Annotated in this window: 27 protein-coding genes and 1 pseudogene; 12 read left to right on the top strand and 16 right to left on the bottom strand. The window is 58.7% G+C overall.

Annotated features, from left to right (window positions below):
• Positions 1-46: 46 nt before the first annotated feature.
• From CKW38_RS15875 to coaBC, 9 genes and pseudogenes are all read right to left on the bottom strand, one after another.
• Complete coding sequence (locus CKW38_RS15875; RefSeq protein ID WP_095113217.1) at positions 47-916, bottom strand: nucleotidyl transferase AbiEii/AbiGii toxin family protein; 870 nt, start codon at positions 914-916, stop codon at positions 47-49.
• Positions 904-1,962: a type IV toxin-antitoxin system AbiEi family antitoxin gene (locus CKW38_RS15880; protein WP_095113218.1), complete on the bottom strand. Its 1,059-nt coding sequence runs from the start codon at positions 1,960-1,962 to the stop codon at positions 904-906. The genes CKW38_RS15875 and CKW38_RS15880 overlap by 13 nt, the downstream gene beginning before the upstream one ends.
• Positions 1,963-2,085: 123 nt before the next feature.
• A complete protein-coding gene (locus CKW38_RS15885) occupies positions 2,086-2,469 on the bottom strand; it encodes a hypothetical protein (RefSeq protein ID WP_095113219.1) in 384 nt (127 codons plus the stop codon).
• Positions 2,456-3,028, bottom strand: coding sequence for a hypothetical protein (locus tag CKW38_RS15890; RefSeq protein ID WP_007920355.1), 573 nt, complete (start codon positions 3,026-3,028; stop codon positions 2,456-2,458). The genes CKW38_RS15885 and CKW38_RS15890 overlap by 14 nt, the downstream gene beginning before the upstream one ends.
• An 18-nt stretch (positions 3,029-3,046) precedes the next feature.
• Positions 3,047-3,298, bottom strand: a complete 252-nt coding sequence (locus CKW38_RS15895; protein ID WP_007920357.1) for a hypothetical protein — start codon at positions 3,296-3,298, stop codon at positions 3,047-3,049.
• A gap of 206 nt (positions 3,299-3,504) precedes the next feature.
• Entirely contained in the window at positions 3,505-4,410 is a 906-nt protein-coding gene (gene argB, locus CKW38_RS15900) for an acetylglutamate kinase (protein WP_003229488.1), read from the bottom strand.
• A gap of 17 nt (positions 4,411-4,427) precedes the next feature.
• Positions 4,428-5,804 (bottom strand): annotated as a pseudogene (locus CKW38_RS15905) (phosphomannomutase/phosphoglucomutase); the annotation flags it as partial.
• A gap of 319 nt (positions 5,805-6,123) precedes the next feature.
• A complete protein-coding gene (gene dut, locus CKW38_RS15910; RefSeq protein WP_095113221.1) occupies positions 6,124-6,579 on the bottom strand; it encodes a dUTP diphosphatase in 456 nt (151 codons plus the stop codon).
• Between the two features lie 5 nt (positions 6,580-6,584).
• Positions 6,585-7,793: a bifunctional phosphopantothenoylcysteine decarboxylase/phosphopantothenate--cysteine ligase CoaBC gene (gene coaBC / locus CKW38_RS15915; RefSeq protein ID WP_007920365.1), complete on the bottom strand. Its 1,209-nt coding sequence runs from the start codon at positions 7,791-7,793 to the stop codon at positions 6,585-6,587.
• Positions 7,794-7,928: 135 nt separating this feature from the next.
• On the opposite strand from coaBC, the gene radC reads away from it, so the two are divergent.
• Positions 7,929-8,603, top strand: a complete 675-nt coding sequence (gene radC / locus CKW38_RS15920; RefSeq protein ID WP_007920367.1) for a DNA repair protein RadC — start codon at positions 7,929-7,931, stop codon at positions 8,601-8,603.
• Positions 8,604-8,735: 132 nt separating this feature from the next.
• Here the strand turns inward: radC and CKW38_RS15925 are convergent, their stop codons facing one another.
• Positions 8,736-10,322: an ABC transporter substrate-binding protein gene (locus tag CKW38_RS15925; RefSeq protein WP_095113222.1), complete on the bottom strand. Its 1,587-nt coding sequence runs from the start codon at positions 10,320-10,322 to the stop codon at positions 8,736-8,738.
• Positions 10,323-10,770: 448 nt separating this feature from the next.
• Between CKW38_RS15925 and rpmB the strand changes: the two genes are divergently transcribed.
• Complete coding sequence (gene rpmB, locus CKW38_RS15930; protein WP_007920377.1) at positions 10,771-11,004, top strand: 50S ribosomal protein L28; 234 nt, start codon at positions 10,771-10,773, stop codon at positions 11,002-11,004.
• Positions 11,005-11,015: 11 nt separating this feature from the next.
• Positions 11,016-11,171, top strand: coding sequence for a 50S ribosomal protein L33 (gene rpmG, locus CKW38_RS15935; RefSeq protein WP_003177274.1), 156 nt, complete (start codon positions 11,016-11,018; stop codon positions 11,169-11,171).
• Positions 11,172-11,247: 76 nt separating this feature from the next.
• On the opposite strand, the gene CKW38_RS15940 is transcribed toward rpmG, so the two are convergent.
• Both CKW38_RS15940 and CKW38_RS15945 read right to left on the bottom strand, forming a co-directional pair.
• The gene (locus CKW38_RS15940) at positions 11,248-11,457 is read right to left on the bottom strand and encodes a hypothetical protein (RefSeq protein WP_007920378.1); all 210 of its coding nucleotides are present in this window, start codon (positions 11,455-11,457) and stop codon (positions 11,248-11,250) included.
• Between the two features lie 158 nt (positions 11,458-11,615).
• Positions 11,616-11,978, bottom strand: coding sequence for a cupin domain-containing protein (locus tag CKW38_RS15945; protein ID WP_007920379.1), 363 nt, complete (start codon positions 11,976-11,978; stop codon positions 11,616-11,618).
• A gap of 237 nt (positions 11,979-12,215) precedes the next feature.
• On the opposite strand from CKW38_RS15945, the gene CKW38_RS15950 reads away from it, so the two are divergent.
• Entirely contained in the window at positions 12,216-13,709 is a 1,494-nt protein-coding gene (locus CKW38_RS15950; RefSeq protein ID WP_007920380.1) for an aldehyde dehydrogenase, read from the top strand.
• A gap of 191 nt (positions 13,710-13,900) precedes the next feature.
• The gene (locus CKW38_RS15955) at positions 13,901-15,046 is read left to right on the top strand and encodes an MFS transporter (RefSeq protein ID WP_007920382.1); all 1,146 of its coding nucleotides are present in this window, start codon (positions 13,901-13,903) and stop codon (positions 15,044-15,046) included.
• 87 nt (positions 15,047-15,133) lie between these two features.
• Here CKW38_RS15955 and CKW38_RS15960 read toward each other — a convergent pair whose 3' ends face one another.
• Positions 15,134-16,702: a phospholipase D family protein gene (locus CKW38_RS15960; protein WP_007920383.1), complete on the bottom strand. Its 1,569-nt coding sequence runs from the start codon at positions 16,700-16,702 to the stop codon at positions 15,134-15,136.
• 60 nt (positions 16,703-16,762) lie between these two features.
• Positions 16,763-18,184, bottom strand: coding sequence for a PLP-dependent aminotransferase family protein (locus tag CKW38_RS15965; protein WP_007920385.1), 1,422 nt, complete (start codon positions 18,182-18,184; stop codon positions 16,763-16,765).
• A gap of 178 nt (positions 18,185-18,362) precedes the next feature.
• On the opposite strand from CKW38_RS15965, the gene CKW38_RS15970 reads away from it, so the two are divergent.
• The gene (locus CKW38_RS15970) at positions 18,363-18,605 is read left to right on the top strand and encodes a DUF1127 domain-containing protein (RefSeq protein ID WP_007920387.1); all 243 of its coding nucleotides are present in this window, start codon (positions 18,363-18,365) and stop codon (positions 18,603-18,605) included.
• Positions 18,606-18,719: 114 nt separating this feature from the next.
• Here the strand turns inward: CKW38_RS15970 and CKW38_RS15975 are convergent, their stop codons facing one another.
• Positions 18,720-20,030, bottom strand: a complete 1,311-nt coding sequence (locus CKW38_RS15975) for an FAD-binding oxidoreductase (protein ID WP_095113223.1) — start codon at positions 20,028-20,030, stop codon at positions 18,720-18,722.
• Positions 20,031-20,178: 148 nt separating this feature from the next.
• Between CKW38_RS15975 and CKW38_RS15980 the strand changes: the two genes are divergently transcribed.
• Positions 20,179-20,532, top strand: a complete 354-nt coding sequence (locus CKW38_RS15980) for a YkgJ family cysteine cluster protein (RefSeq protein WP_007920389.1) — start codon at positions 20,179-20,181, stop codon at positions 20,530-20,532.
• A gap of 132 nt (positions 20,533-20,664) precedes the next feature.
• Here the strand turns inward: CKW38_RS15980 and CKW38_RS15985 are convergent, their stop codons facing one another.
• Entirely contained in the window at positions 20,665-21,153 is a 489-nt protein-coding gene (locus tag CKW38_RS15985) for an Lrp/AsnC ligand binding domain-containing protein (protein WP_003177284.1), read from the bottom strand.
• A 154-nt stretch (positions 21,154-21,307) separates the two neighbouring features.
• Between CKW38_RS15985 and dadA the strand changes: the two genes are divergently transcribed.
• From dadA to CKW38_RS16010, 5 genes are all read left to right on the top strand, one after another.
• A complete protein-coding gene (gene dadA / locus CKW38_RS15990; RefSeq protein ID WP_095113224.1) occupies positions 21,308-22,612 on the top strand; it encodes a D-amino acid dehydrogenase in 1,305 nt (434 codons plus the stop codon).
• Positions 22,584-22,937, top strand: a complete 354-nt coding sequence (locus tag CKW38_RS15995; RefSeq protein ID WP_042561737.1) for a RidA family protein — start codon at positions 22,584-22,586, stop codon at positions 22,935-22,937. The genes dadA and CKW38_RS15995 overlap by 29 nt, the downstream gene beginning before the upstream one ends.
• Positions 22,938-23,031: 94 nt before the next feature.
• Complete coding sequence (gene alr, locus CKW38_RS16000) at positions 23,032-24,105, top strand: alanine racemase (RefSeq protein ID WP_007920392.1); 1,074 nt, start codon at positions 23,032-23,034, stop codon at positions 24,103-24,105.
• Between the two features lie 88 nt (positions 24,106-24,193).
• Positions 24,194-24,742 (top strand): cupin domain-containing protein, encoded by a 549-nt coding sequence (locus CKW38_RS16005; protein WP_007920393.1) that lies wholly within the window; start codon positions 24,194-24,196, stop codon positions 24,740-24,742.
• Between the two features lie 181 nt (positions 24,743-24,923).
• Complete coding sequence (locus CKW38_RS16010) at positions 24,924-25,340, top strand: cytochrome c5 family protein (RefSeq protein WP_042705063.1); 417 nt, start codon at positions 24,924-24,926, stop codon at positions 25,338-25,340.
• The last annotated feature ends 29 nt before the right edge of the window (positions 25,341-25,369 follow it).

The raw sequence follows: 25,369 nt of genomic DNA on the forward strand, positions 1-25,369 counted from the left end.
CGAGAAGCCCTGTGAAGACAGGGCTTTTTTGTCACTGTCAAAAGCATTAATCACGCAGGCGCAGTGCGCGCAGTAACGCATCAACCTGGCCAAAAGCATCTTGCTGCCACTGTTCCGGTGTTCGGTCTTCCAGGATCTGGCTATCTTCTACGAATCGTCTTACTGACACGGGTCCGTAACCTCCAACGACGTCAAATTTTTCATTGATGTGAAGGAAGCCCTGCTCACCGTTTCCCGTTGCGAGAACGGGCTGACACTCATCAGCGAGCGCTTCTATTCCTCCAGGGAAATTGCGCACGCAATAATAAATGTCATAAGCATCTTTCTGTTTGTACCTGCCATTTAGCGCGAACCCTTTCATCGCCAACAATGCAGGGATTGAACAAACAGCGACCTCGACGCGATTCGTCCCACCCATTGGCATGGGGCCCTCAATCGCAACCATTTGATAAAATCGCAGCGCCAGATCGGCCCCGTCAGCACGCTGAACTGCAAACTCGGTGAGAATAGGTGGCTTGTTCTGGATGATTTGGGCGTCACGTGGCATCAGGAAGTCCACGATTACATCTATAGCAACCCTTTCGTCCTGCGCGGGTACTTGGCGGACGAGTTGAAAACGGCGTAATTCCCCTCTCTGCTCGTACCCGTTACCCATAAGGGCCTCAACTAACGTTGCGTATTCCCCATCGCCGAGAGCTTCTGCATCTAGGCTCAAATCCACATCGAGCGTGCCAACGTGTTGCATATCTTCATTTGCAAGCAACAACCATGGCACGGCACCGCCGATCACCACGAATTTACCTTTGAAGCTACCCAGTATCTGCCCCATTTCAACAAGTACCGTCTTCACGGTCTTCGTTGTTCGATCGTCATAATCCGAAGCTGACTGGGGTTCTTGAGGGATCAGAGCGGCCATATGAGTTTTTCCTCGCGCAAGTGTTCCGCTGCTTCCTTGCCGCGCTCACCAGCAACACTCAGATCCAGATAAGTCTGAACCGGGCTCGTGCATAAGATGCCTGGAGCAGGTTCAATGGTATCTAGCAGTAGGCCTTCGTCTTGGGTGACATTGATGACGACATTTTCGCCTTTCGAAGCAGGAACGAGCTTCAATGCGTTGATCAGTTTTTCCAGCCCTTCATTATCTGCATAGAAAAAACTCGAGTTTATTCGTGCATAGGGCGCGAGCCATTGGGCAGCAGAAAATGAAGAAAAAACTGCGCTTCCACTGCTCCGGTCGCTAAGCGCATTGCGCGCTGCTTCTTGCAAAGCATGTCCATGTAGTGTGGTGTAAAACGTTTTACGCGCAGCCACGGGTGGTTCATAAACTTCAACCCATGCATCAAGCAGCGCAGTCGGGTCAGATAGCTGTACTCCTTCGCTCGTTGCTTTGGCCCATTCTCTGTCCAGTAGTGCTTTGCGTACATTACTCACTTGACCCAGACTCGCTCCAGCGGCTTCGGAAAGCTCTACGACGCGCCACGTATGTTCTGGCTTTTGAAGCATGGTGTGCATGATTCGGGCGGATTTAGGCTTGAAGAGAAACTTCAACTCTCTGCGCTCTGTAGCCGGTCTGTCTGTAACTTGGTGATCAATGAAAACACCGTCGAATGCGATCCAGCAGTTGCCTTCCAGATCGAGATAACCGACGCTCTTTTCGCGACAAAGCTGCCTCGCGGCAGGCGAAAGATAGGGCGCTATGAGGATGGGAGTGGCACCTACGGATGAGTCACAAGCATAGTCGCGTAGCTGGAGAATCGCTGTGCTGACAAATCGTGGCTGCCCATTCGCTTTCACTTCGCAAATCAGGCGGTGGGGCTTTCCGGATACCCTGGTTTCTACAATGAAGTCAGGATTCCAGCGATTTGCAGGCGGGGCGGATTTCAGCGCCTCTACTACCAGAATAGGAATTCTGTTCAGGAGATCACTTAGTTTTTCTCTTGAGAGGTTATGTAGATTTTTCATTGCTATCGACCTTTTCAGCGAATGTTGAAAATAGACATTCTGGTGAAATTTGTCGATATTTCACTGAAATATAGTATTTCAGCATTTGTTGAACAAGCTTGAAATAGTGGAGCTGCCGCTGTCTCAGCGGAGACTCCGCCATTTAAGGGCGATTTTTGCCGCAATCAGCCCGTTGAACAGTGCCAAAACCAGGAGCACCCACACGACCATCACGTAAAGGGTACTGCTCACGTCGAAGTTCCAAAGATCCAGTGTGCTAGTACTCAAGATGCGAATGGCCGAGGGTAGGTTGACGTAAAACAGCCCCACAAACGCGCACGTCAACGGCAGCGCCCGCGAATAAAACGCCTTCCCTACTTTCTCTCGACTTCGCCTTCGGCTCTGTGGGCCAGACTGGTATTCATCCAGCGCCAACGCTTCACTGAGCGCCGGCCACGCCAGATTGAACATGAACGTGGTCAGGGTCAGCAGCAAGCCACTGACCGCGACGATGTCACTGAACGGCATTGAGCCCCAACGTCGCGCAGAGCAAGGCGTGAGAATCCTCGCTGATCTCGAACTGCCCGGCGCTGCCCTTGCGCTTGGTAATGGGTTTGAAGGTCGGCTCGTTCTGGGTGATCAGCATGTTCAGCTCATCGCGTATCACGTCCGAACTGATCACCACCAGAAATACGGTTTGCGCGTGCTCTGCGGTCTCGATCACGGCACGCATGCTGTGCTGGAGGATGTCATCGAGCTGATTGCGAAAGCGCGATACCGTGTTCTTCAGCAAGGTTTTGCTTTGGCTTTGGGTCAGCTGAAAGATCGTCGAGATCTGCGATTCCGTCGGCAGCGTTTGTCCGAAGTAGCTTTGAATCAGGTAGAGCAGGCGATCCTGTTTGGCCTCGTCGGCCCGGCTGGGCATGCCGCCCTCGACCAGCATTTTCAGGTATTCGGTCAGGCTGGCCTTGGCGATACGCTGCAGGGCGTGGGCGATTTCCGCGTCGCCAATGCGCAAGGTCTTTTTGACCGGTTCCTTTTGTTCCAGCTCGAAAGCGTCGGCGTCGATCGTGAACGAGATCTGCATGGCTCAGGCGCTCCGGAGTTATTTTTTGTCCGAGGGCGTGATGACCTCGGCGCTTTTGATGTTGGCAGGCTGTTCTGGATAAGGGTCTTTGATCGCATCACCTTGCCCGGTGAGGATTTTCCAGCCATTCAACGCGTGCGCCGTTTTGCGAAACTGTGGGCACGGTGGCATCGAGGTTTTGGCTTGATTGGAATACTGATGGCCGCAATCAACGCACTCGTAAGTGCCTGGGGAAACATCGCTGCCGTAAGGGACGTAGTCTTTTTGCATGAGTCAATCTCCGGTGGATGAAGGGATGATCCTAGGGAGATTTGTTCGGAGGGAATGTCGGACGTTTCGCTGAGTTGTATCGGATGTTTCTTGCGCGCATAAAAAAGATCGCAGACTTCGTCAGCTCCTACAGAGACTTCGTACAAAACGACGTTTCTGTAGGAGCTGACGAATGCTGCGATCTTTTGCTGTTCAGCGATTACCGATCAAGGACGCTTGCGATTGCTGATCAGCGTACCCACACCGGTGTCGGTGAAGATTTCCAGCAGGATCGCGTTCGGCACGCGCCCGTCAATGATCAGCGAGCTGCCAACGCCGCCCTGAACCGCTTCCAGCGCGCAACGGATCTTCGGCAGCATGCCGCCGTAGATGGTGCCATCGGCAATCAGATCGTCGACCTGCTGAGTGCTCAGGCCGGTCAACACGGTGCCCGACTTGTCCATCAGGCCGGCGATGTTGGTGAGCAGCATCAGCTTCTCGGCTTTCAGTGCCTCGGCAACTTTACCGGCGACCAGGTCAGCGTTGATGTTGTACGACTCGCCATTCTCACCGACGCCGATCGGCGCAATCACCGGGATGAAGTTGCCTTTGACCAGCAGGTTCAGCAGTTCGGTGTTGATCCCGACCACTTCACCTACCTGACCGATGTCGATGATTTCCGGCTGGGTCATCTCCGGTGTCTGGCGGGTCACGGTGAGCTTCTTCGCGCGAATCAGCCCGGCGTCTTTACCGGTCAGGCCGATGGCGCTGCCGCCGTGACGGTTGATCAGGTTGACGATGCTTTTGTTGACCTGCCCGCCCAAGACCATTTCAACCACGTCCATGGTCGCGGCGTCGGTGACGCGCATGCCGTCGACGAAGTGGCTTTCGATCGACAGGCGCTTGAGCAGATCACCGATCTGCGGGCCGCCACCGTGCACGACCACCGGGTTGATGCCCACGGCTTTCATCAAGACGATGTCGCGGGCGAAGCCGGTTTTCAGCTCCTCGCTTTCCATCGCGTTGCCGCCGTATTTGATCACCAGAGTCTTGCCGACATAGCGTCGGATGTAAGGCAACGCTTCGGACAGGACCTGGGCGGTATGGGCGGCGGCTTCGCGTTCGAGGGTCATTCAGGGCTCCGGGTGGATCAGAACGGTAGTTGGAGATCAGGTGCAACGCGTTTCAGTTGGGCGTGGAACACATCCTTGATGCGTTGCAATTCAGCCTCGTCATCGGCCTCGAAGCGCAGCACCAGCACCGGCGTGGTGTTGGATGCGCGCACCAGGCCCCAGCCTTTGGCGTAATCGACTCGCACGCCGTCGATGGTGGTCAGGTCAGCGCCTGGGCCCCACTGTGCGTCGTGCAGTGCATCAATGATGCTGAATTTGCTCTCTTCGGTCACATGGATATTGATTTCCGGCGTAGAAATATCGTTCGGGAAGGTCGCAAACAGCTCTTCTGCGGTGGATTTTTCCTTGCTGAGGATCTCCAGCAGCCGTGCAGCGCTGTAGATGCCGTCGTCGAAACCGAACCAGCGTTCCTTGAAGAAGATGTGCCCGCTCATTTCACCGGCCAATAGCGCACCGGATTGTTTCATTTTCTTTTTGATCAACGAATGACCAGTCTTCCACATTAGCGGACGACCACCGTACTCCTTGATCAGCGGCACCAGGCGACGGGTGCATTTGACGTCGAAAATGATCTCGGCGTCCGGGTTGCGTGCGACTACGTCGCGGGCGAACAGCATCAGCAGGCGATCCGGGTAGACGATGCTCCCGGTGTTGGTCACCACGCCGACACGGTCACCGTCGCCGTCGAAGGCCAGGCCGATGTCGGCGTTGCTTTCCTTGACCTTGGCGATCAGGTCTACGAGGTTTTCCGGCTTGCCCGGATCCGGGTGATGGTTCGGGAAGTTGCCGTCGACTTCGCAGAACAGCGGGATGACTTCGCAGTTCAGCGCCTCGATCAGTTGCGGGGCGATCACGCCGGCCGCGCCGTTGCCGCAGTCGACCACGACCTTCATGCGCCGCGCCAGTTTGATGTCCTGGACGATTTCGGTGTTGTAGCGATCGAGGATTTCGACCTGAGTAACGCTGCCGGTGCCGCTGCTCAGATTGTTGGTTTTGATGCGCTCATGCAGCACCTGAATCTGTTCGTTGGCGAGGGTGTCGCCGGCGATGACGATCTTGAAACCGTTGTAGTTCGACGGGTTGTGGCTGCCGGTGAGCATCACGCCCGACTTGCCGGCCAGCACATTGGCGGCGTAATACAGCGCCGGCGTCGGCACCAGGCCAACGTCGCTGACGTGGCAGCCGCTTTCGGCGATACCGCGGATCAGCTCGGCAACCAGTTCGGGGCCGGACAGGCGGCCATCGCGACCGACGGACACGTTCGGCTCACCCTCGGCCAGGCTCTGCGAGCCGATGGCGCGACCGATCCAGTAAGCGGTTTCGGCATTGAGGAATTCCGGCACGGTGCCGCGAATGTCATAGGCGCGGAAAATGCTGTCGGGCAGCTTCGGGGCAATCTTGGCTGGGGTGCTCATCTACGGAAATGCTCCATCTCGAAAGTGGCGGGACAGACCGACGAATCGTTCGACGGCAGGCTCAAACTGAAGGGTATGACGGCGTTTTCCACAGAGAGTTCGTGGTATGAAAGGGCCATGACGCCTCGGCTGGCGTGGCTTTCGGCCGGCAAAACCTTGATTTTCGGTGTTAAACCTTTCAGTTGATCTGCCTGAAACTTCCCCCTGTAGGAGCTGCCGCAGGCTGCGATCTATTGATCTTGATCTTAAAAATCAAAAGATCGCAGCCTGCGGCAGCTCCTACAGAAGATGACTCCGGTTATTTAGTGCCGGTGTGGCCAAACCCGCCGGTGCCGCGTTCGGTTTCGACGAACTCTTCAACCATTTCAAAGTGCGCCTGTACCACCGGTACCAGCACCAATTGCGCCAGGCGTTCACCGACGGTCATGGTGAAATCGGTCTGGCCACGGTTCCAGCACGACACCATCAACGGGCCCTGGTAATCGGAGTCGATCAGGCCGACGAGGTTGCCCAGCACAATGCCGTGCTTATGGCCCATGCCCGAGCGCGGCAGGATCAGCGCGGCGAGGTTCGGGTCGCCGATGTAAACCGACAGACCGGTCGGGATCAGCACGGTTTCACCCGGCTTGATCACGATGTCCTGCTCCAGCATGGCGCGCAGGTCGAGGCCAGCGGAGCCTGGTGTGGCGTATTGCGGCAGCGGGAATTCGCTGCCGATGCGTGGGTCGAGGATCTTGGCTTGCAAAGCGTGCATGTAAATTAAACCTGGTTCAGACGTTCGGCGATAAAAGTGACCAGCTGGCGAGCGATCTTGCTTTTGCTGGTCTGGGCGAAAACCGTGGCGTGCAGCGCACGGTCAATCACGCTGCAGGCGTTTTCTTCACTGTTGAAACCGATGCTCGGGTTGGCAACGTCGTTGGCGACGATCAAATCGAGATTCTTGTCCTTCAGCTTGCGTGCAGCGTAGTCGAGCAGGTGTTCGGTCTCGGCGGCAAAGCCGACACTGAACGGACGGTCGGGACGGGTCGCAATGGTGGCCAGGATGTCCGGGTTACGCACCATTTGCAGGACGAAGCCGTCACCGCTCGTAGGATCTTTCTTGAGTTTTTGCGGGGCGACGACTTCCGGGCGGTAGTCCGCAACGGCTGCCGAGGCGATGAACACGTCGCACGGGATCGCCGATTCGCAGGCCGCGAGCATGTCGCGAGCGCTGACCACATCGATGCGCGTGACGCGATCCGGGGTCGGCAGGTGCACCGGGCCGCTGATCAAGGTGACGCGGGCGCCGGCTTCAACTGCGGCTTCGGCGAGGGCAAAGCCCATTTTGCCGGAGCTGTGGTTGGTGATGTAGCGCACCGGGTCGATGTTTTCCTGGGTCGGGCCGGCGGTAATCACCACGTGCTTGCCGGTCAGAGCCTGACGCTGGAAGCAGTCCGCCGCGCATTGCGCCAGATCGGTGGCTTCCATCATGCGGCCCATGCCGACATCGCCGCAGGCCTGACTGCCCGAGGCTGGGCCGAAGGTCTTCAGGCCACGGCTTTCCAGGAGTTGCAGGTTGGCCTGGGTCGCCGGGTCGCGCCACATCGCCTGATTCATGGCCGGAGCAACGGCGACGACGGCGTCGGTAGCGAGCACCAGAGTGGTCAGCAAATCATTGGCGATGCCTTGGGCAAGGCGGGCGATCAGGTCGGCGGTGGCCGGGGCGATCAGCACCAGATCGGCCCACTTGGCCAGCTCGATGTGGCCCATCGCGGCTTCGGCAGCCGGGTCGAGCAAGTCGAGGTGCACCGGGTGGCCGGACAGCGCTTGCATGGTCAGCGGGGTGATGAACTCGGCGCCGCCATGGGTCATCACCACGCGCACTTCAGCGCCCTGATCGATCAGGCGACGAACCAGATCGGCGCTCTTGTAGGCCGCAATACCGCCGCCGACGCCCAGAACGATGCGTTTCCGATACAGCCGCTGCATAGGTCTGCCTTTCATTTCGTGGGTGACATACGTGGCGAATCCCCCTCCCCAGGGTGAATTCGCCCGCAAAAAAGATGGGCTAAGATATCACAGCGACCGCTACGGAACAGCGGCGCCCACAGACAGGGAATGTGTATGAGTATTCGCGATTGGCCTGCGGCGGAACGGCCGCGGGAAAGGTTATTGGAGCACGGGGCAGCGAGCCTTTCGGACGCTGAGTTATTGGCGATTTTTCTGCGCACCGGATTGCCCGGAATAAGCGCTGTGGACCTGGCGCGCAATCTGTTGACTCAATTCGGCAGCCTGCGTTTGCTGCTTGAGGCCGACCAGCACGCATTCAGCAAACAATTGGGACTCGGGCCGGCGAAGTTTGCGCAACTGCAAGCTGCTCAGGAAATGAACAGGCGGCATCTGGCTGAGAAATCACGGCAGAAACCAGCCCTGGAAAACCCTCAGGTCGTTCGCGATTATCTGAAATCGATGCTGCGTCACGAACCGCATGAGGTGTTTGGTTGCCTGTTTCTCGACTCCAAACATCAAGTACTGAATTTCGAGATCCTCTTTCGCGGCTCGATCGACAACACCAGCGTGCATCCACGCGAGGTTGTGAAGCGATGTTTGGCCAATAACGCGGCGGCGTTGATCCTGTGCCACAACCATCCATCGGGGAACACTGACCCCAGTCAGGCTGATCGATTGCTGACCAAGCGCCTGCAGAAGACGCTGGAGCTGATTGATGTGCGAGTGCTGGATCACTTCATCGTCGGCGATGGTGAGCCGCTGTCGATGGCGGAGTGTGGCTGGATGTAGTTCTAGGGACAAAACGCAAGTCCATGTAGGAGTGAGCCTGCTCGCGATGGCTTCATTTCAGTCAACATGTTTGGTGGCTGGAAGATTGCTATCGCGAGCAGGCTCACTCCTACAGGTTATGTGTAAGGCAGGTTATTTGAGGTTGACCTTGGAATAGTCCTGCCGGCCGAACGGGCTTACCGAGTAACCCTGCACGTCTTTACGCGTCAGTGCGTAGGCCGTCGGGTGCGCCAGCGGCAGCCACAACGCCTGCTGCTGAATCTGCGTCTGCGCCTGTTCGTACAGCTTGGTACGCACGCCTTGTTCGCTGGTGGTCTTGCCGGCGCTGATCAACCTGTCCAGATCGGCATTGCAGTACCGCGCGAAATTGGTGCCCGATTTGACCGCGGCGCAGGAAAACTGCGGCGTAAGGAAGTTGTCCGGGTCGCCATTGTCACCGGCCCAGCCCATGAACAGCAGGTCATGCTCGCCGGCCTTCGCGCGACGAATCAATTCGCCCCATTCGATCACGCGGATTTCTGCCTGAATGCCGATTTCCGCCAGATCCGATTGCAGCAATTGCGCACCGAGGCTTGGATTCGGGTTTAGCAGGCTGCCTGACGGGCGTGTCCAGATGGTGGTCTGAAACCCGTCCTTCAATCCTGCCTTGGCCATCAGTGCCTTGGCTTTAGCGACATCGTGCGGGTAACCCGGCAGACTCTTCGCGTAACTCCAGGTGTTCGGCGGATAAGGGCCATTGGCCGCTTCTGCGGTGTCTTCAAACACAGCCTTGATGTAGTTGGCCTTGTCGAAGGCAAGGTTGATTGCCTGACGCACCTCCGGCTTGTCCAGTGGCGGATGCTGACTGTTGATGCCGACGAATGCGGTCATGAACGCGTCAGTCTTTTCGACTTTCAGTGTCGGCTCTTTCAGCGCGGCCTGTACGTCCAACGGTTTTGGCGACAGGGCGATCTGGCATTCATTGCGCCGCAGTTTCTGCAGGCGCACGTTGGCGTCCGGGGTAATGGCGAAGATCAACGGATCCACCGCAGGCTTGCCGCCGAAGTAATCCGGGTTGGCCTTGTAGCGGATCGCCGCGTCTTTCTGGAAACGGTTGAAGACGAACGGGCCGGTGCCGATTGGCTGGCTGTTGAGCTTGTCGGTCGCGCCTGCCTTCATCAGCTTGTCGGCGTATTCGGCGGAGTAGATCGAAGCGAAGCCCATACTCAGAGTCGCCAGGAACGTCGAATCCGGGTGATCAAGGGTGAAACGCACGGTGAGCGGGTCAAGTGCGTCGATTTTCTTGATCAGTGCCGGCAACTGCATCGACTGCGCATGCGGGAAGCCGCTCTGGGCGACTTTGTGCCACGGATTGGCCGGGTCGAGCATGCGGTCGAAGCTGAATTTGACGTCTTCGGCGGTCAGTTCACGGCTTGGCTTGAAGTATTCAGTGGTGTGAAATTTCACCTGCGCACGCAGCTTGAACACGTAAGTCAGGCCGTCGGTGCTGACTTCCCAGCTGTCGGCCAGGCTCGGCACGACTTTGCCGCTGGCGGTGTCGAAATCCACCAGGCGGTTCATCAGCACGTCGGCCGAGGCGTTGGTGGTGGTCAGCGAGTTGTATTGCACCACATCGAACCCTTCAGGGCTGGCCTCGGTGCAGACGCTCAGCGCGGCGGCCTGGGCCAGGGGGCTCAGCAGGAGCGGGGCGAGCAACAGGGGTAGGGCAGCGAGGCGCATGGTCGGTTTCCTTTTACAGATCGAAGGCCCATCTGCAAGTGCAGTCTGGAAAAGGCCTACCCTAGAGGTCTGGATTACAAATGACTATCCCCTTTTTGCATTTTCGGGGCACAGTGATGGCGGTTTTTCAGACTGCGGCGCGCGGTAAAAAGTCTGGATCGGCCGTGAGGACGATTTTCTGCGACGAGTGGTAAAAATCGATGCCAGCCTTTATCCAAGGCGTTCGCAGGCTGAAAAAGCGTCTTTTTATGGATTGATTGCACACCGAATGTTGTTGCACCCGGGTCTTTCTGGTATAAAGCAGCGCTCTTTTCTAGGGGCCCGGTTCCTTCACTGTAGGTGTAGCCGGTAAGACCTCTAAAGAAACGCGGCGCCTGGCGCCAAATGACTGAGAGATTAAGCGGCCAACCCATGCCGGGTTGGGCATGTGGTTTTAGAGGGCTGAGGCATGTCGAGAGTATGTCAAGTTACCGGTAAGGGTCCGGTGACTGGGAATAACATTTCCCACGCAAACAACAAAACCCGTCGTCGTTTCCTGCCGAACCTGCAGCATCACCGCTTCTGGGTTGAAGAAGAGAAACGTTTTGTGCGTCTGCGCGTATCTGCCAAAGGCATGCGTATCATCGACAAGCGTGGCATCACTGTCGTGCTCGCCGAACTTCGCCGCGATGGCAAGATTTAAGGGAGCTAATCATGCGTGAATTGATTCGTTTGATCTCGAGCGCCGGTACTGGTCACTTCTACACTACCGACAAGAACAAGCGTACTACCCCGGACAAAATCGAGATCAAGAAATATGATCCGGTTGTTCGCAAGCACGTGATCTACAAGGAAGGCAAAATCAAGTAATTGATTTTTCCGGACTTACGAAAAAGGCCCGTATCTCACGATACGGGCCTTTTTTGTTGCCTTGAAGCCTGATCGATCAACCACAGATCAGTTCAATGATCTCGTTTTTCTCGTTGACCAGGACTCTGATGCGGTCCGCATCAGTGCGCAGGTTGTACATGCCATCCGGCACTTCGAGGCGATGCTTTGTTACTCCGGCTGCGTTGCGCACAGCGAGCAGGTTGTCAGTAGTAGCAACATCGCCGAGGAAAAATTGCGCGTTGTAGAGATTGCATTGGCTGGACATTGTGCCTCCTTGCTTTGGTTTGAGTTGAGGCCCCTATTCATCGAATCAGACTAACCTCCTGGTTTGACTGATCTTTTCTCGATTCCTAAGCGGCCAGCCGAAGTTTCACTCAAACCTGCTGGACATGCCTTACCCTGCTCGTCACCGTGTGTGTCGGATCAGCTTTTCTGTTCAAAGATCACATAGACCTTGCGGCAAGCCTCCAGCACTTCCCAAGTGCCACGAAACCCCGCCGGAATCACAAACCGGTCACCAACACGCAAGGTCTTGGCATTGCCATCGCCATCACGCAGCACCGAAACGCCCTGCAAGATCTCGCAGTATTCATGCTCGGTGTAGTTCACTGTCCACTGACCCACCGCGCCTTCCCACACACCAACGCCCATCTGCCCACAAGGGCTTTCGTATTGGTGGAACACCGCTTGCTCAGGATCACCCTTGAGCACTTTCGCCGGGTCCGGACGATAGCGTTCGGCTTCGCTGCTGGTCAGGCTGATGTCGACGACGTTCTGGATGTTCATTGTTGTTTTCTCCCGTAATGACGACGTGATGGTTGGAATGGGCGAAAGTCTATGTTTATTAAAATGAACACCGCAAGGCCGTATAGCCGGCTTATGTCAAATATATTGAAACAACCCCGGCCGCTGGTTTAGGGTGGCGGGTGCCTTGGGCCGAAATGCAGGCTGGCCGGGCAGAATTTTTGAGGACGCTGGCGACGATCGCGCGGCGCTCGTATTGAACAAGAGGAGGACACTTAAATGACCACCCTGACTCGTGCCGACTGGGAACAACGCGCCCGCGACCTGAAGATTGAAGGCCGCGCCTACCTCAATGGCGAATACACCGACGCCGTCTCCGGCGAGACCTTCGAGTGCATCAGCCCGGTCGATGGCCGTCTGCTCGGCAAGATTGCCAGCTGTGACGCCGCCGACGCTCAGCGCGCCGTGGAAAACGCCCGCGCCACCTTCAATTCCGGCGTCTGGTCGCGCTTGGCGCCGACCAAACGCAAAGCCACCATGATCCGTTTTGCCGGCCTGCTCAAGCAGCACGCCGAGGAACTGGCCCTGCTCGAAACCCTCGACATGGGCAAGCCGATCAGTGATTCGCTGTACATCGACGTCCCGGGCGCGGCGCAAGCGCTGAGCTGGAGCGGTGAAGCGATCGACAAGATTTACGACGAAGTCGCCGCTACGCCGCACGATCAACTGGGTCTGGTGACTCGCGAGCCAGTGGGGGTGGTCGGCGCCATCGTACCGTGGAACTTCCCATTGATGATGGCCTGCTGGAAACTCGGCCCGGCATTGTCGACCGGTAACTCGGTGATCCTCAAGCCGTCGGAAAAATCCCCGCTGACCGCCATTCGCATCGCTGCGCTGGCTGTTGAAGCCGGTATTCCGAAAGGCGTGCTCAACGTGCTGCCGGGCTACGGCCACACCGTCGGCAAGGCGCTGGCCCTGCACAACGACGTCGATACGCTGGTATTTACCGGTTCGACCAAGATCGCCAAGCAATTGATGATCTACTCCGGCGAATCGAACATGAAACGCGTCTGGCTGGAAGCCGGCGGCAAGAGCCCGAACATCGTCTTTGCCGATGCGCCGGATCTGCAAGCCGCCGCTGAATCCGCCGCCAGCGCCATCGCCTTCAACCAGGGTGAAGTCTGCACCGCCGGTTCGCGTCTGCTGGTCGAGCGTTCGATCAAGGACACATTCCTGCCGATGGTGATTGAGGCGCTGAAGGCCTGGAAGCCGGGCAATCCGCTGGACCCGGCGACCAATGTCGGTGCACTGGTGGATACGCAGCAGATGAACACCGTGCTGTCGTACATCGAATCCGGCCACAGCGATGGCGCCAAACTGGTCGCTGGCGGCAAGCGCATCCTGCAGGAAACCGGTGGCACCTACGTCGAGCCAACGATTTTCGACGGCGTGAGCAACGCGATGAAAATCGCTCAGGAAGAGATTTTCGGGCCGGTTCTGTCGGTTATCGCCTTCGATACTGCCGAGGAAGCTATCCAGATCGCCAACGACACGCCTTACGGCTTGGCCGCTGCGGTCTGGACCCAGGACATCTCCAAGGCACACCTGACCGCCAAGGCTCTGCGTGCCGGCAGTGTGTGGGTCAACCAGTACGACGGCGGCGACATGACCGCACCGTTTGGCGGCTTCAAGCAGTCGGGCAACGGCCGCGACAAGTCGCTGCACGCGTTCGACAAATACACTGAGCTGAAAGCGACGTGGATCAAGCTGTAAGCCGTTAGGAGGGGCTGTTCGCGAGAGCAGATCCTCCAGACGAGGCAGATCCCTGTGGGAGCGAGCCTGCTCGCGAAAGCGGTGTATCAGTCAGCCCTTGTGCTGAATGTGAAACCGCTTTCGCGAGCAGGCTCGCTCCCACATTTGCTTGATGTGGCCTCTAAAAATAATTATCCACAGGAGCGTGGAACATGCGGTGGGCGACGTATTTCGCCGTGTTGGCGTCTGTCTTGAGTGTCGGCCTGGCCCTGGGGGTCAGCATGCCGTTGGTGTCGTTGCGCCTGGAGGGTTGGGGTTACGGCTCTTTCGCCATCGGTGTGATGGCGGCGATGCCGGCGATTGGCGTGTTGTTGGGCGCGAAAATTTCCAGCCATCTGGCGGCACGCTTCGGTACGGCCAACCTGATGCGCCTGTGTCTGTGGGCTGGAGCGCTGTCCATCGGCCTGCTGGCGCTGTTGCCGAGCTACCCGATCTGGCTGGTATTGCGCCTGATGATCGGCGTGATCCTGACCATCGTGTTCATCCTCGGCGAGAGCTGGATCAATCAACTGGTGGTCGAGAACTGGCGCGGACGATTGGTGGCGCTGTATGGCAGCAGCTATGCGTTGAGCCAGCTCTCCGGCCCGTTACTGCTGGGCGCGCTGGGTACCGAGCATGATTACGGTTTCTGGGTCGGCGTCGGCCTGCTGCTGGTTTCGCCCTTGTTGCTGCTGGGCCGCAGCGGTGCACCCAGCAGCGAAGCGAGCAGCGTAACGTTCCGTGACCTGTGGGGATTCGCTCGTGAGCTGCCAGCGATTGCCTGGGCGGTTTCATTGTTTGCCGCGTTCGAGGCGATGATCTTGACGCTGCTGCCGGTGTATTGCCTGCAGCAGGGTTTTACCGCCGAGATTGCACTGGCGATGGTCAGCACGGTGGTGGTGGGCGATGCGCTGCTGCAATTGCCGATTGGCGCGTTGGCCGACTACCTGTCGCGGCGCACGTTGTTCGCCGGTTGTGCGCTGGTGTTGATGCTGTCGAGTCTGGCGATCCCGCTGTTGCTCGATACGCTGCTCATCTGGCCGCTGTGGGTATTGTTCGGGGCGAGTGCCGGCGGGTTGTTCACCCTGTCGTTGATTTTGATTGGCGAGCGTTATCGCGACGATGCACTGGTGCGGGCGAATGCGCATATTGCACAGCTGTGGGGCGTGGGATGTCTGGTCGGGCCGCTCGCGGCCGGGGCGGGCAGCCAGTGGATCAATGGGCATGCGTTGCCGTTGTTGATGGCGATTGGGGCGTTTGGGTTGGTGATTCTGCTCTTGCGCCAAGGGGCATTCGGACCCATAACCGAGCCTGCCTAAGATCAAAAGATCGCAGCCTTCGACAGCTCCTACAGTTGCAATGCATTCGTTCTGTAGGAGCTGCCGAAGGCTGCGATCTTTTGCTTTTTAAAGCATTCGCTCAAGGCCGACAGTGGTGCTGAACCACGCGTTGAATCGTCGCCACCAACTCCCCGGCTCTTTGCTCAGTGTATGCATTTGGCCGTTGTCCTCAGTCACCCAGACGATCTGCCCGTTCTCAAGCTTCGCCTCATAGCTCAACGCTGGCGCCATGCCTTGCAAGGCCAGTTCGCGAACATGTTCGGCCAGCTCGGGGCTGTCGACCAAGACCCCGACTTCGGTGTTCCACAGCACCGAGCGCGGGTCGAAGTTGAACGAGCCGATAAACGACTTCTGCCGATCAAAAATCATCGCTTTGCTGTGCAGGCTTGAATCCGAGCCACGAAACGACTTGCTGTAAAACACATGCGGACCGCTGCCGTAGTTATCCCCAGGCTGGCGCCGTAGTTCATACAACTTCACGCCATGCTCCAGCAGAGCTTTGCGATACGGCGCATATCCGCCGTGCACTGCGGGCACGTCGGTGGCTTCCAGCGAGTTGGTCAGCAGGCTCACGGACACACCCGCATCGGCGCGGCCGGTCAGGTACACCAGCCCCGGCTGGCCCGGCACAAAGTACGCCGAGATCATGATCAGTTCCTTGCTGACGCCGCGCAGCTCCGGGCCCAGCTGCGTGGTCAGCAGCAATTGCGGATCCGGCTCACCCTTGGCCAACACCTTGCTCGGTGCATCCCACAACGCCTGATTCCACGCCCAGATCAGTTCTTTGCGCCAGATATCCATGCGCGGCGCGGTCTTGAACGTCATGAGCTGCTGATAAAGCGCGTGATTCTGTTTACGGGTGTCTTCCAGCGATTCTTCCAGGCGGGTGCGAGTGTTCTGCAGATCCTTGGCGGTCGGTTGGCTGGTGAGGAACTCGTCGATCGGTTTGCTCAGCGCGCTGTTCCAGTACTGGTCGAAACTGTGCCCGAGTTGCTCGGCGACCGGCCCGACACTGAGCATGTCGATGTCGGTGAAATTCAGGTTCGGCTCGGCGTCGAAGTACTCGTCGCCCAGATTGCGCCCGCCGACGATGGCCACGCTGTTGTCCGCCAGCCACAGCTTGTTGTGCATGCGCCGATGTTGCAGCGACAGATTGAACAAGCGCCCCGCCGCGCGGGTGACGCCGGTGCTGCGGCCCAGATGCAGCGGGTTGAACAGGCGAATCTGAATCTGTGGATGCGCCGCCAGTGTCGCGATGATCTGGTCGAGGCCATCGCTGGTGGTGTCGTCGAGGAGAATGCGCACACGGACACCACGATCGGCAGCCTTGAGCAGTTCCTCCACCAGCATCCGCGTGCTGATGCCGTCGTGGACGATGTAGTACTGCAGATCCAGACTGCTCTGGGCGTTGCGGATCAGTTCGGCGCGCGCGGTGAACGCCTCGCTGCTGTTGGACAGCAGGCGAAAACCCGAGCGGCCTTGATAGGGCGCCGCTTGTGCCTGAATCGAACGACCGAAGCTGGAATCGGAAGCCGGCAACGCCTGACTGGATTCGCGCGGAACATCGAGACTGGCACAGCCGCTCAGGAACGAGGCGAGTAACAGCAAAGCGAGAAGGGGCTGTCTGAAGCTCACGTAGGGTCATTCCGGTTGGCGGCTAGGGTCGGCATATGGACGCGGTTCTCAGGAAAAAAGTCAGTCGGCTTCTGCCAGCAATCTGACAGCGGTCTCGCCGACCTTGCGCACCGCTTCTTCGATCTGCGCTGTCGGTTTGGCAGCGTAGTTCATCCGCAGGCAATTGCGGTATTTGCCCGAGGCGGAAAAGATGCTGCCGACGGCAATCTGTACGCCTTGGTCGTGCAACTCACGATTCAGTTTCAAGGTGTCGAAACCTTCCGGCAATTCGACCCACAACATGAAGCTGCCTTGCGGCCGACTGGCGCGGGTGCCTGCCGGGAAATAGCGGGTCACCCAGTCGATCATCAGGTCGCGGCTGCGCTGGTATTGCGTGCGCATCCGCCGCAAGTGCGGTTCGAAATGACCGGCCTTGAGGAATTCGGCGATGGCGATCTGCGGCTGCGGTGCGGTCGATCCGGTGCTGATGTATTTCATGTGCAGCACGCGTTCGAGGTATCGGCCCGGCGCGACCCAGCCAATACGCAGCCCTGGCGCCAGGGTCTTGGAAAACGAGCTGCACAGCAATACGCGGCCGTCTTCGTCGAAAGATTTGATCGTGCGTGGGCGCGGGTAGGTGTAGGCCAGTTCGCCATACACATCGTCTTCGATGATCGCCACGTCGAAGCGCTGCGCGAGGTTGAGCAGAGCGCGTTTGCGCGACTCCGGCATGATGTAGCCGAGCGGGTTGTTACAGTTCGGGGTGAGCTGGATGACCTTGATCGGCCATTGTTCCAGCGCTAGTTCCAGGGCTTCGAGGCTGATGCCGGTGAGGGGATCGGTGGGGATTTCCAAGGCTTTCATGCCCAGGCCCTTGAGGGTCTGCATGGCGCCGTGAAAGCTTGGCGAGTCCACCGCGACAATGTCGCCCGGCTCGCAGATCGCGTGGATGCTGGTGGACAGCGCTTCATGGCAACCGGTGGTGACGACCAGGTCGCTGGCGCTCAACTGGCAGCCGGAATCAAGCATCAGTCTGGCGATCTGCTCGCGCAATTCGAGGGTGCCGTGGATGTTGTCGTAATACAGACCGGGCATGTCCTGGCGGCGGCTGATCCGCGCCAGCCCGCGCAGCAGCGGTTTCATCGTTGGCGAGCTGATGTCGGGCATGCCGCGACCCAGTTGCACGACATCCTTGCGCGGCACTGCGCGAATCAACTCCAGCACCTGATCCCATTGCGAAATCTCCACTGGCCGTTGCGCCGGGCGGCCAACGGCGGGCAGCTCCGGCAGTTCGCGGCCAACCGGCACAAAGTAGCCGGACTTGGGCTTTGGCGTAGCCAGACCGCTGTCTTCCAGCATGCGATAAGCCTGTTGCACCGTGCTCAGGCTGACCCCGTGTTCGACGCTCAAGGCACGTACAGACGGCAACCGATCGCCGGGTCGATAGAAGCCGTTTTCGATGCGCGTGCCGAGCAATTCGGCAAGGTTTACATAAAGGGTCATGGCTCTGCCTCGGTGCGGTGATTCGATAAACCAGTACAGATGCGGCAGAAATCGACAATTCAGTCTTCAGAGCGGCAAATCTGTATGGAGTTAATACAGTTGCTTTGAATCTGTAACGGTTTTGCTCGCCCGCGCATCATGGAATCTCTGGCTACCCAAGTAAACAGGAGCAACGAAAATGAACGGCTTGAGCGATGTGCGGCTGACGTTACACAGTCAGGAACTGGCGGCAGGGCAGAAGGACAACGCGCGCAATCTCATGCGTAACGCGCCATCCGGCCTGAGTCGCTGGAATCTGTTCTGGCATCGTCTGCACACGCGAAAGGCGTTGCTGGCGCTGACGGCGGATCAGCTCAAGGACATCGGGCTGACGCGTGAACAGGCGCAGGAGGAGGGGTTGAAGCCGTTCTGGCGGATCTGATAACCACTGATCGTTCCCACGCTCTGCGTGGGAACGCCGCCCCGGACGCTCCGCGTCCGCTGTGACGCAGAGCGTCACTGGATGCATTCCCACGCAGAGCGTGGGAACGATCAATCAGACCAACTCTTTCATCCGATGCCACAACATCCCCAACGCCAACAGCGGCGAACGCAAATGCTTGCCGCCCGGGAAAGTGATGTGCGGCACCTTGGCAAACAGATCAAAGCCACCGCTGTGCCGCCCGCTGATCGCCTCGGCGAGCAACTTGCCCGCCAGGTGCGTGGCATTCACCCCGTGTCCGGAATACGCCTGGGCGTAATACACATTTGGCTGATCCGCGAGCCGGCCAATCTGCGGCAAACGGTTTGCGCCGATACCGATCATCCCGCCCCACTGATAATCGATCTTCACCCCGGCCAATTGCGGGAATACTTCGAGCATCTTCGGCTGCATGTAGGCGCCGATATCCTTCGGATCCCGCCCCGAATAATGACAGGCACCGCCGAACAGCAAACGATGATCGGCCGAGAGCCGGTAGTAATCCAGCGCGACACGTTGGTCGCAGACCGCCATGTTCTGCGGCAGCAGGCTGTGCGCCTGTTCTTCGCTCAACGGTTCGGTGGCGATGATGTAGCTGCCGGCGGGCAGGACTTTGCCGCTGAGTTGCGGGTTCAGATCATTGAGATAGGCATTGCAGCCGAGCACCAGCGTTTTCGCGCGTACCAAACCGTGGGCTGTATGGACTTTGACTTCGGGGCCGTAATCGATACGCGTCACTGCGGAGTGTTCAAACAGTTTGACGCCCAATTGCTGCGCCGCTGCCGCTTCACCCAGCGCCAGATTCAGCGGATGCAGATGTCCTGAACCCATGTCGATCAATCCGCCGACATAGCGCTTGGAGCCGACCACCGTGTGCATATCGTTGGCTTGCAGCAAGCGGGTTTCGTAGCGATAGCCAAGGCCACGCAATTCTTCGGCGTCTTCGGCAAAGCCTTCGAGGTCGGACGGTTTGTTGGCGAGGTCGCAGTAGCCCCAGGTCAGGTCACAGGCAATCTGAAAACGCTCGACGCGCTGACGAACGATTTCCACCGCTTCCAGGCCCATGAGTTTCATCTCGCGCACGCCGTCGGCGCCGATGACGTTGGTGAACTGATCGAGGCCGTGGCCGACGCCGCGAATCAACTGCCCGCCGTTGCGGCCACTGGCGCCCCAGCCAATCTTGTGTGCTTCCAGTAGCACCACGCTGAGGCCGCGTTCAGCCAGTTCCAGTGCCGTGTTCAACCCGGAAAAACCGCCACCAACCACGCAGACATCAGCCACCATTTCACCTTGCAGCGCAGGATGATCCGGCTGCGGCAAGCTGCTGGCGGCGTAATAAGAGGCAACGTGGGGTTGGCTCGCGGGGGAGTGGGCGCGGGCAGTCATGGGCGTCATCCAACGGCTAAGGTGTCGAGAAAATTTGACGGAGCATAAGCCGCACGCCCGAACGTGGGCAACACTGGTCGGCCGGCGGTGTCTGGATCAGGGCTTTTGCGGCACAATTGGCGCCTATTCCACCTTGGTTACCGTTTCGATGAGCTGCAACAGCCAGACAGTCCGCACCTTGCGTCAGCAGATCCCCTCGTTCGAGTGCGTGCCCGGCTGCCACGACTGCTGCGGGCCAGTGACCACTTCGCCGGAAGAAATGTCCCGCCTGCCGCGCAAGACCCGCGCCGAGCAGGATGCGGCGATGGAGGAGTTGAACTGTGTGCATCTGGGGCCGAATGGCTGCACGGTGTATGAGGAGCGGCCGTTGATTTGCCGCTTGTTTGGCACGACCAAAACCTTGCCTTGCCCGAATGAGCGGCGGCCGGTGGAGCTGATTCATCCGCGGGTGGAGAAGCAGATATTCGAGTACATGACGGCGAATCGGCAGGTGTTGGTTTAGTCGTAGCGTTTCATGATCATTCCCACGCTCTGCGTGGGAATGCAGCCCGGGACGCTCTGCGTCCCAAATGCCGAACGCGGAGCGTCCGAAGAGGCATTCCCACGCAGAGCGCGGGAACGATCGTCGCGGTGCTCAGTCTGGAATCGGCAGGCTCAGGCTCTCCTTCACCTCTTCCATCACGATATAACTCTTCGACTCCCGCACATGCGGCAGCTTCAGCAGAATGTCGCCCAGCAGTTTGCGGTACGAAGCCATCTCGGAAATCCGCGCCTTCACCAGATAGTCGAAATCCCCTGACACCAAATGACATTCCAGCACGTGCGGCAATTTCAGCACCGCGCGGCGGAACTCTTCGAAAGTGTCGCCGGATTTGTAGTCAAGGCTGATCTCGACAAACACCAGCAAGCTACCCTTCAAGTGCTGCGGATTCAGCCGGGCGTTGTAGCCCATGATGATTCCTTCGCGCTCCAGACGCCTTACCCGCTCGGTGCACGGCGTGGTGGAGAGGCCGACCTTTTCCCCGAGTTCGGTAAAGGAAATCCGCCCGTCCGCCTGCAGGATCCGCAAGATGTTGCGGTCGATCTTGTCCAGCTCACGTTTGGTCTGAGTGTTGGTACGCATAGGGGATGCGCCTCCGTGAAAAGGGTTTTTGCCGAGAATTGTCGCCAAATATAGGCGCTTATATAGTGAAAAGCACTGGCATTTCTTTTTTACACTGCGCGCATCATTGCTCTAACAACACAGCTCGGCGAAAAGCCGCGATGAGGGATACAAAATGCGCGTTATGGTCTTGGGTAGCGGCGTCATCGGTACCGCCAGTGCTTACTATCTGGCCCGTGCCGGGTTTGAAGTGGTGGTGGTCGACCGGCAGCCCGCTGCGGCCATGGAGACCAGTTTCGCCAACGCCGGCCAGGTCTCGCCGGGCTACGCCTCGCCGTGGGCCGCGCCGGGCGTGCCGCTGAAGGCGATTAAGTGGCTGCTGCAACGCCACGCCCCTCTCGCGATCAAGGCCACTGCCGACATCGACCAGTACCTGTGGATGGCGCAGATGCTGCGCAACTGCACCGCCAGCCGTTACGCGGTGAACAAGGAGCGCATGGTGCGTCTGTCCGAGTACAGCCGCGACTGCCTCGATGAATTGCGCGCCGAAACCGGCATCGCCTACGAAGGCCGCAGCCTCGGCACCACTCAATTGTTCCGCACCCAGGCGCAACTGGATAATGCCGCCAAAGACATCGCCGTGCTGAAAGAATCCGGCGTGCCGTTTGAAGTCCTCGATCGCGCCGGCATTGCCCGCGTCGAGCCAGCGCTGGCAGGTGTCACTGACATCCTCGCCGGCGCCCTGCGCCTGCCGAATGACCAGACTGGCGACTGCCAGATCTTCACCACGCGTCTCGCCGAAATGGCAGTGAAACTCGGTGTCGAATTCCGCTTCGGCCAGGACATTCAGAAACTCGACTACGCCGGTGATCGCATCAACGGCGTGTGGATCGACGGCAAACTGGAAACCGCCGACCGCTACGTGCTGGCGCTCGGCAGCTATTCGCCGCAATTGCTCAAGCCGCTGGGCATCAAGGCCCCGGTGTATCCGCTCAAGGGTTACTCGCTGACCGTGCCGATCACCAACCCGGCGATGGCTCCGACCTCGACTATTCTCGACGAGACCTACAAGGTCGCGATCACCCGTTTCGACAACCGCATCCGCGTTGGCGGCATGGCCGAGATCGCCGGTTTTGACCTGTCGCTGAACCCGCGCCGCCGCGAAACCCTGGAGATGATCGTCAACGACCTTTATCCTCAGGGCGGTAATCTGGCCGAGGCGAGTTTCTGGACCGGTCTGCGTCCGACCACCCCGGACGGCACGCCGATCGTGGGTGCCACACCGTTCAAGAACCTGTTCCTCAACACCGGTCACGGCACCCTCGGTTGGACCATGGCGTGCGGTTCCGGTCGTTTGCTGGCCGACCTGATGGCAAAGAAAAAGCCACAGATCAGCGCCGAAGGCCTCGATATTTCCCGTTACGGCAACAAAATTCAGGAGTCCGCAAAACATGGCAATCCAGCGCCAGCTCACCAATGAGCGCATGAGTCAGATCGTCAGCCACAACGGCACCGTGTATCTGGCCGGGCAGGTCGGCGACGACTTCGACGCCGGGATTGAACAGCAGACTCGCGAAGTACTTGCCAATATCGAGCGTTTGCTTGATCTGGCCGGCACTGACAAACAACACCTGCTGTCGGCGACGATTTACCTGAACGACATCGAGGCGCACTTTGCCGGGATGAACTCGGTGTGGGACCAGTGGCTGCCCAAAGGCGCCGCCCCGGCCCGTGCCACCGTCGAAGCGAAAATGGCCAAACCGAGCATTCTGGTGGAAATTTCCATCGTCGCCGCGCTGCCGTAACCGTTGTAAAGATCCCTCTCCCGGCGCTGTTGGCGGTTCACGTCGTCAGTCGGCGCCGGTTTTTCTTCCCATGACCGCCTAGAAGTCTGCCGCCATGCGTCCTGCCCGTGCCCTGATCGACCTAGAAGCCCTGCGCCACAACTACCGAATTGCCCGCGAAGTCACCGGCGCCAAGGCGTTAGCGGTGATTAAGGCGGATGCCTATGGCCATGGCGCGGTGCGTTGCGCGCAGGCGCTGGAAGCCGAGGCCGACGGTTTTGCCGTCGCTTGCATCGAAGAAGCGCTGGAGTTGCGCGCGGCCGGCATCAAGGCCCCGGTGTTGTTGCTCGAAGGCATCTTCGAAGCCGATGAGCTGGCGTTGATCGTCGAGCATGATTTCTGGACCGTGGTGCATTCGCTGTGGCAGCTCGAAGCAATTGAGCAGGCGACGCTGAGCAAGCCGATTACCGTGTGGCTGAAGCTTGATTCGGGCATGCACCGTGTCGGTCTGCATCCCAAGGATTACCCGGCAGCCTATCAACGGCTGCTGGCCAGCGGCAAAGTGGCGAAAATCGTCTTGATGAGCCACTTCGCCCGCGCCGATGAACTGCACGCGCAGAGCAGCACCGAGCAGGTTGCGGTGTTTGAAGCGGCGCGTCAGGGCCTGGCGGCGGAAGTCAGCTTGCGCAACTCGCCGGCTGTGCTCGGTTGGCCGCAGATTCACAGCGATTGGGTGCGCCCGGGCATCATGCTTTATGGCGCGACCCCGTTCGAAGAAGCCAACGCCGTGGCCGAGCGCCTGCAACCGGTGATGACCCTCGAATCGAAAGTCATCTGTGTGCGTGAGCTGCCCGCCGGCGAGCCGATCGGCTACGGCGCCAAATTCATCACCGACAAGCCGATGCGCATCGGCGTGGTCGCCATGGGTTACGCCGATGGCTACCCGCGTCAGGCGCCGACCGGCACGCCGGTTTTGGTGGCTGGCAAGCGCAGCCGCATTCTCGGTCGCGTGTCGATGGACATGCTCTGCATCGATCTGACCGATGTGCCGCAAGCCGACCTCGGTTCGAGCGTCGAATTGTGGGGCAAAAATATCCTCGCCAGTGAAGTGGCGCAGTGGGCCGACACCATTCCGTACCAGATCTTTTGCAATCTGCGCCGAGTGCCAAGGCTCTATTCCGAGGGTTAACGCCGCTGCGGGGGCCAAGTGTTGTAAATACTGAACGCTGTCGCCATGATAACGCTCAATATTCTTACAACATCAGGAGGCTCCCGCCTTGGACGTCGGTGAACGACTGCAATCGATCCGCAAGCTCAAAGGGCTTTCCCAGCGTGAACTCGCCAAACGCGCGGGCGTCACCAACAGCACCATTTCGATGATCGAAAAGAACAGCGTCAGTCCTTCGATCAGTTCGCTGAGGAAGGTACTGGGCGGCATCCCCATGTCCATGGTCGAGTTCTTTTCCGAAGAAATCCTGCAGGAAGTCCCGACCCAGATTGTCTACAAGGCCAACGAGCTGATCGACATTTCCGACGGCGCCGTGACCATGAAACTGGTCGGCCGCGCGCACCCCAGCCGCGCCATCGCCTTCCTCAATGAAATCTACCCGCCGGGCGCCGATACCGGCGAAGAAATGCTCACCCATGAAGGCGAGGAAACCGGGATTCTGGTGGAAGGTCGTCTGGAACTGGTGGTGGGTCTGGAAACTTTTATTCTCGAAGCCGGCGACAGCTACTACTTTGAAAGTACCAAGCCGCATCGTTTCCGTAATCCGTTCGACGCGCCTGCGCGACTAATCAGCGCAGCCACGCCGGCGAATTTTTAACAAAGAGGTGCCAAGCCATGATGGCAAAGGCATCCGGACCGTTTTTCTACCGTGCGGTATAACCCCTTCGACTATGGGGTTGTTTCAGTGTGACGGGCTACCCGCTATACTTCCGCCCGCCTGCGAACCGTGGCCGCAGGCGTGAATAGCCACCATTGAGGGTGAACGCGTGAACCTAATTATGAAAATGCTGGCTGCACCAGCAACCGTACTGGCCCTCTGGGCTGTCAGCGCTCAAGCTGCGACGAATGACGACATTGCCAAACGCCTCGAGCCGGTCGGCCAGGTGTGCGTCCAAGGGCAGGAATGCAAAGGGATGGAAGTTGCCGCTTCCGCAGGTGGTGGTGGCGGGGCGAAGTCCCCTGATGATGTGATTGCCAAGCACTGCAATGCTTGCCACGGCACAGGCCTGCTGGGCGCACCAAAAATCGGTGACAAGGCGGCTTGGCAAGAGCGCGCTGATCATCAAGGCGGCCTCGACGGCATCCTGGCCAAGGCCATCACCGGTATTAACTCGATGCCACCGAAAGGCACCTGCGCCGATTGCTCGGATGAAGAGTTGAAAGGTGCAATCCAGAAGATGTCCGGCCTGAAATAAGCCGCGCTTCTGACGAAAAAAACCGTCTT

Source organism: Pseudomonas sp. Irchel 3H7 (genome assembly GCF_900187605.1).
GTDB lineage: Bacteria > Pseudomonadota > Gammaproteobacteria > Pseudomonadales > Pseudomonadaceae > Aquipseudomonas.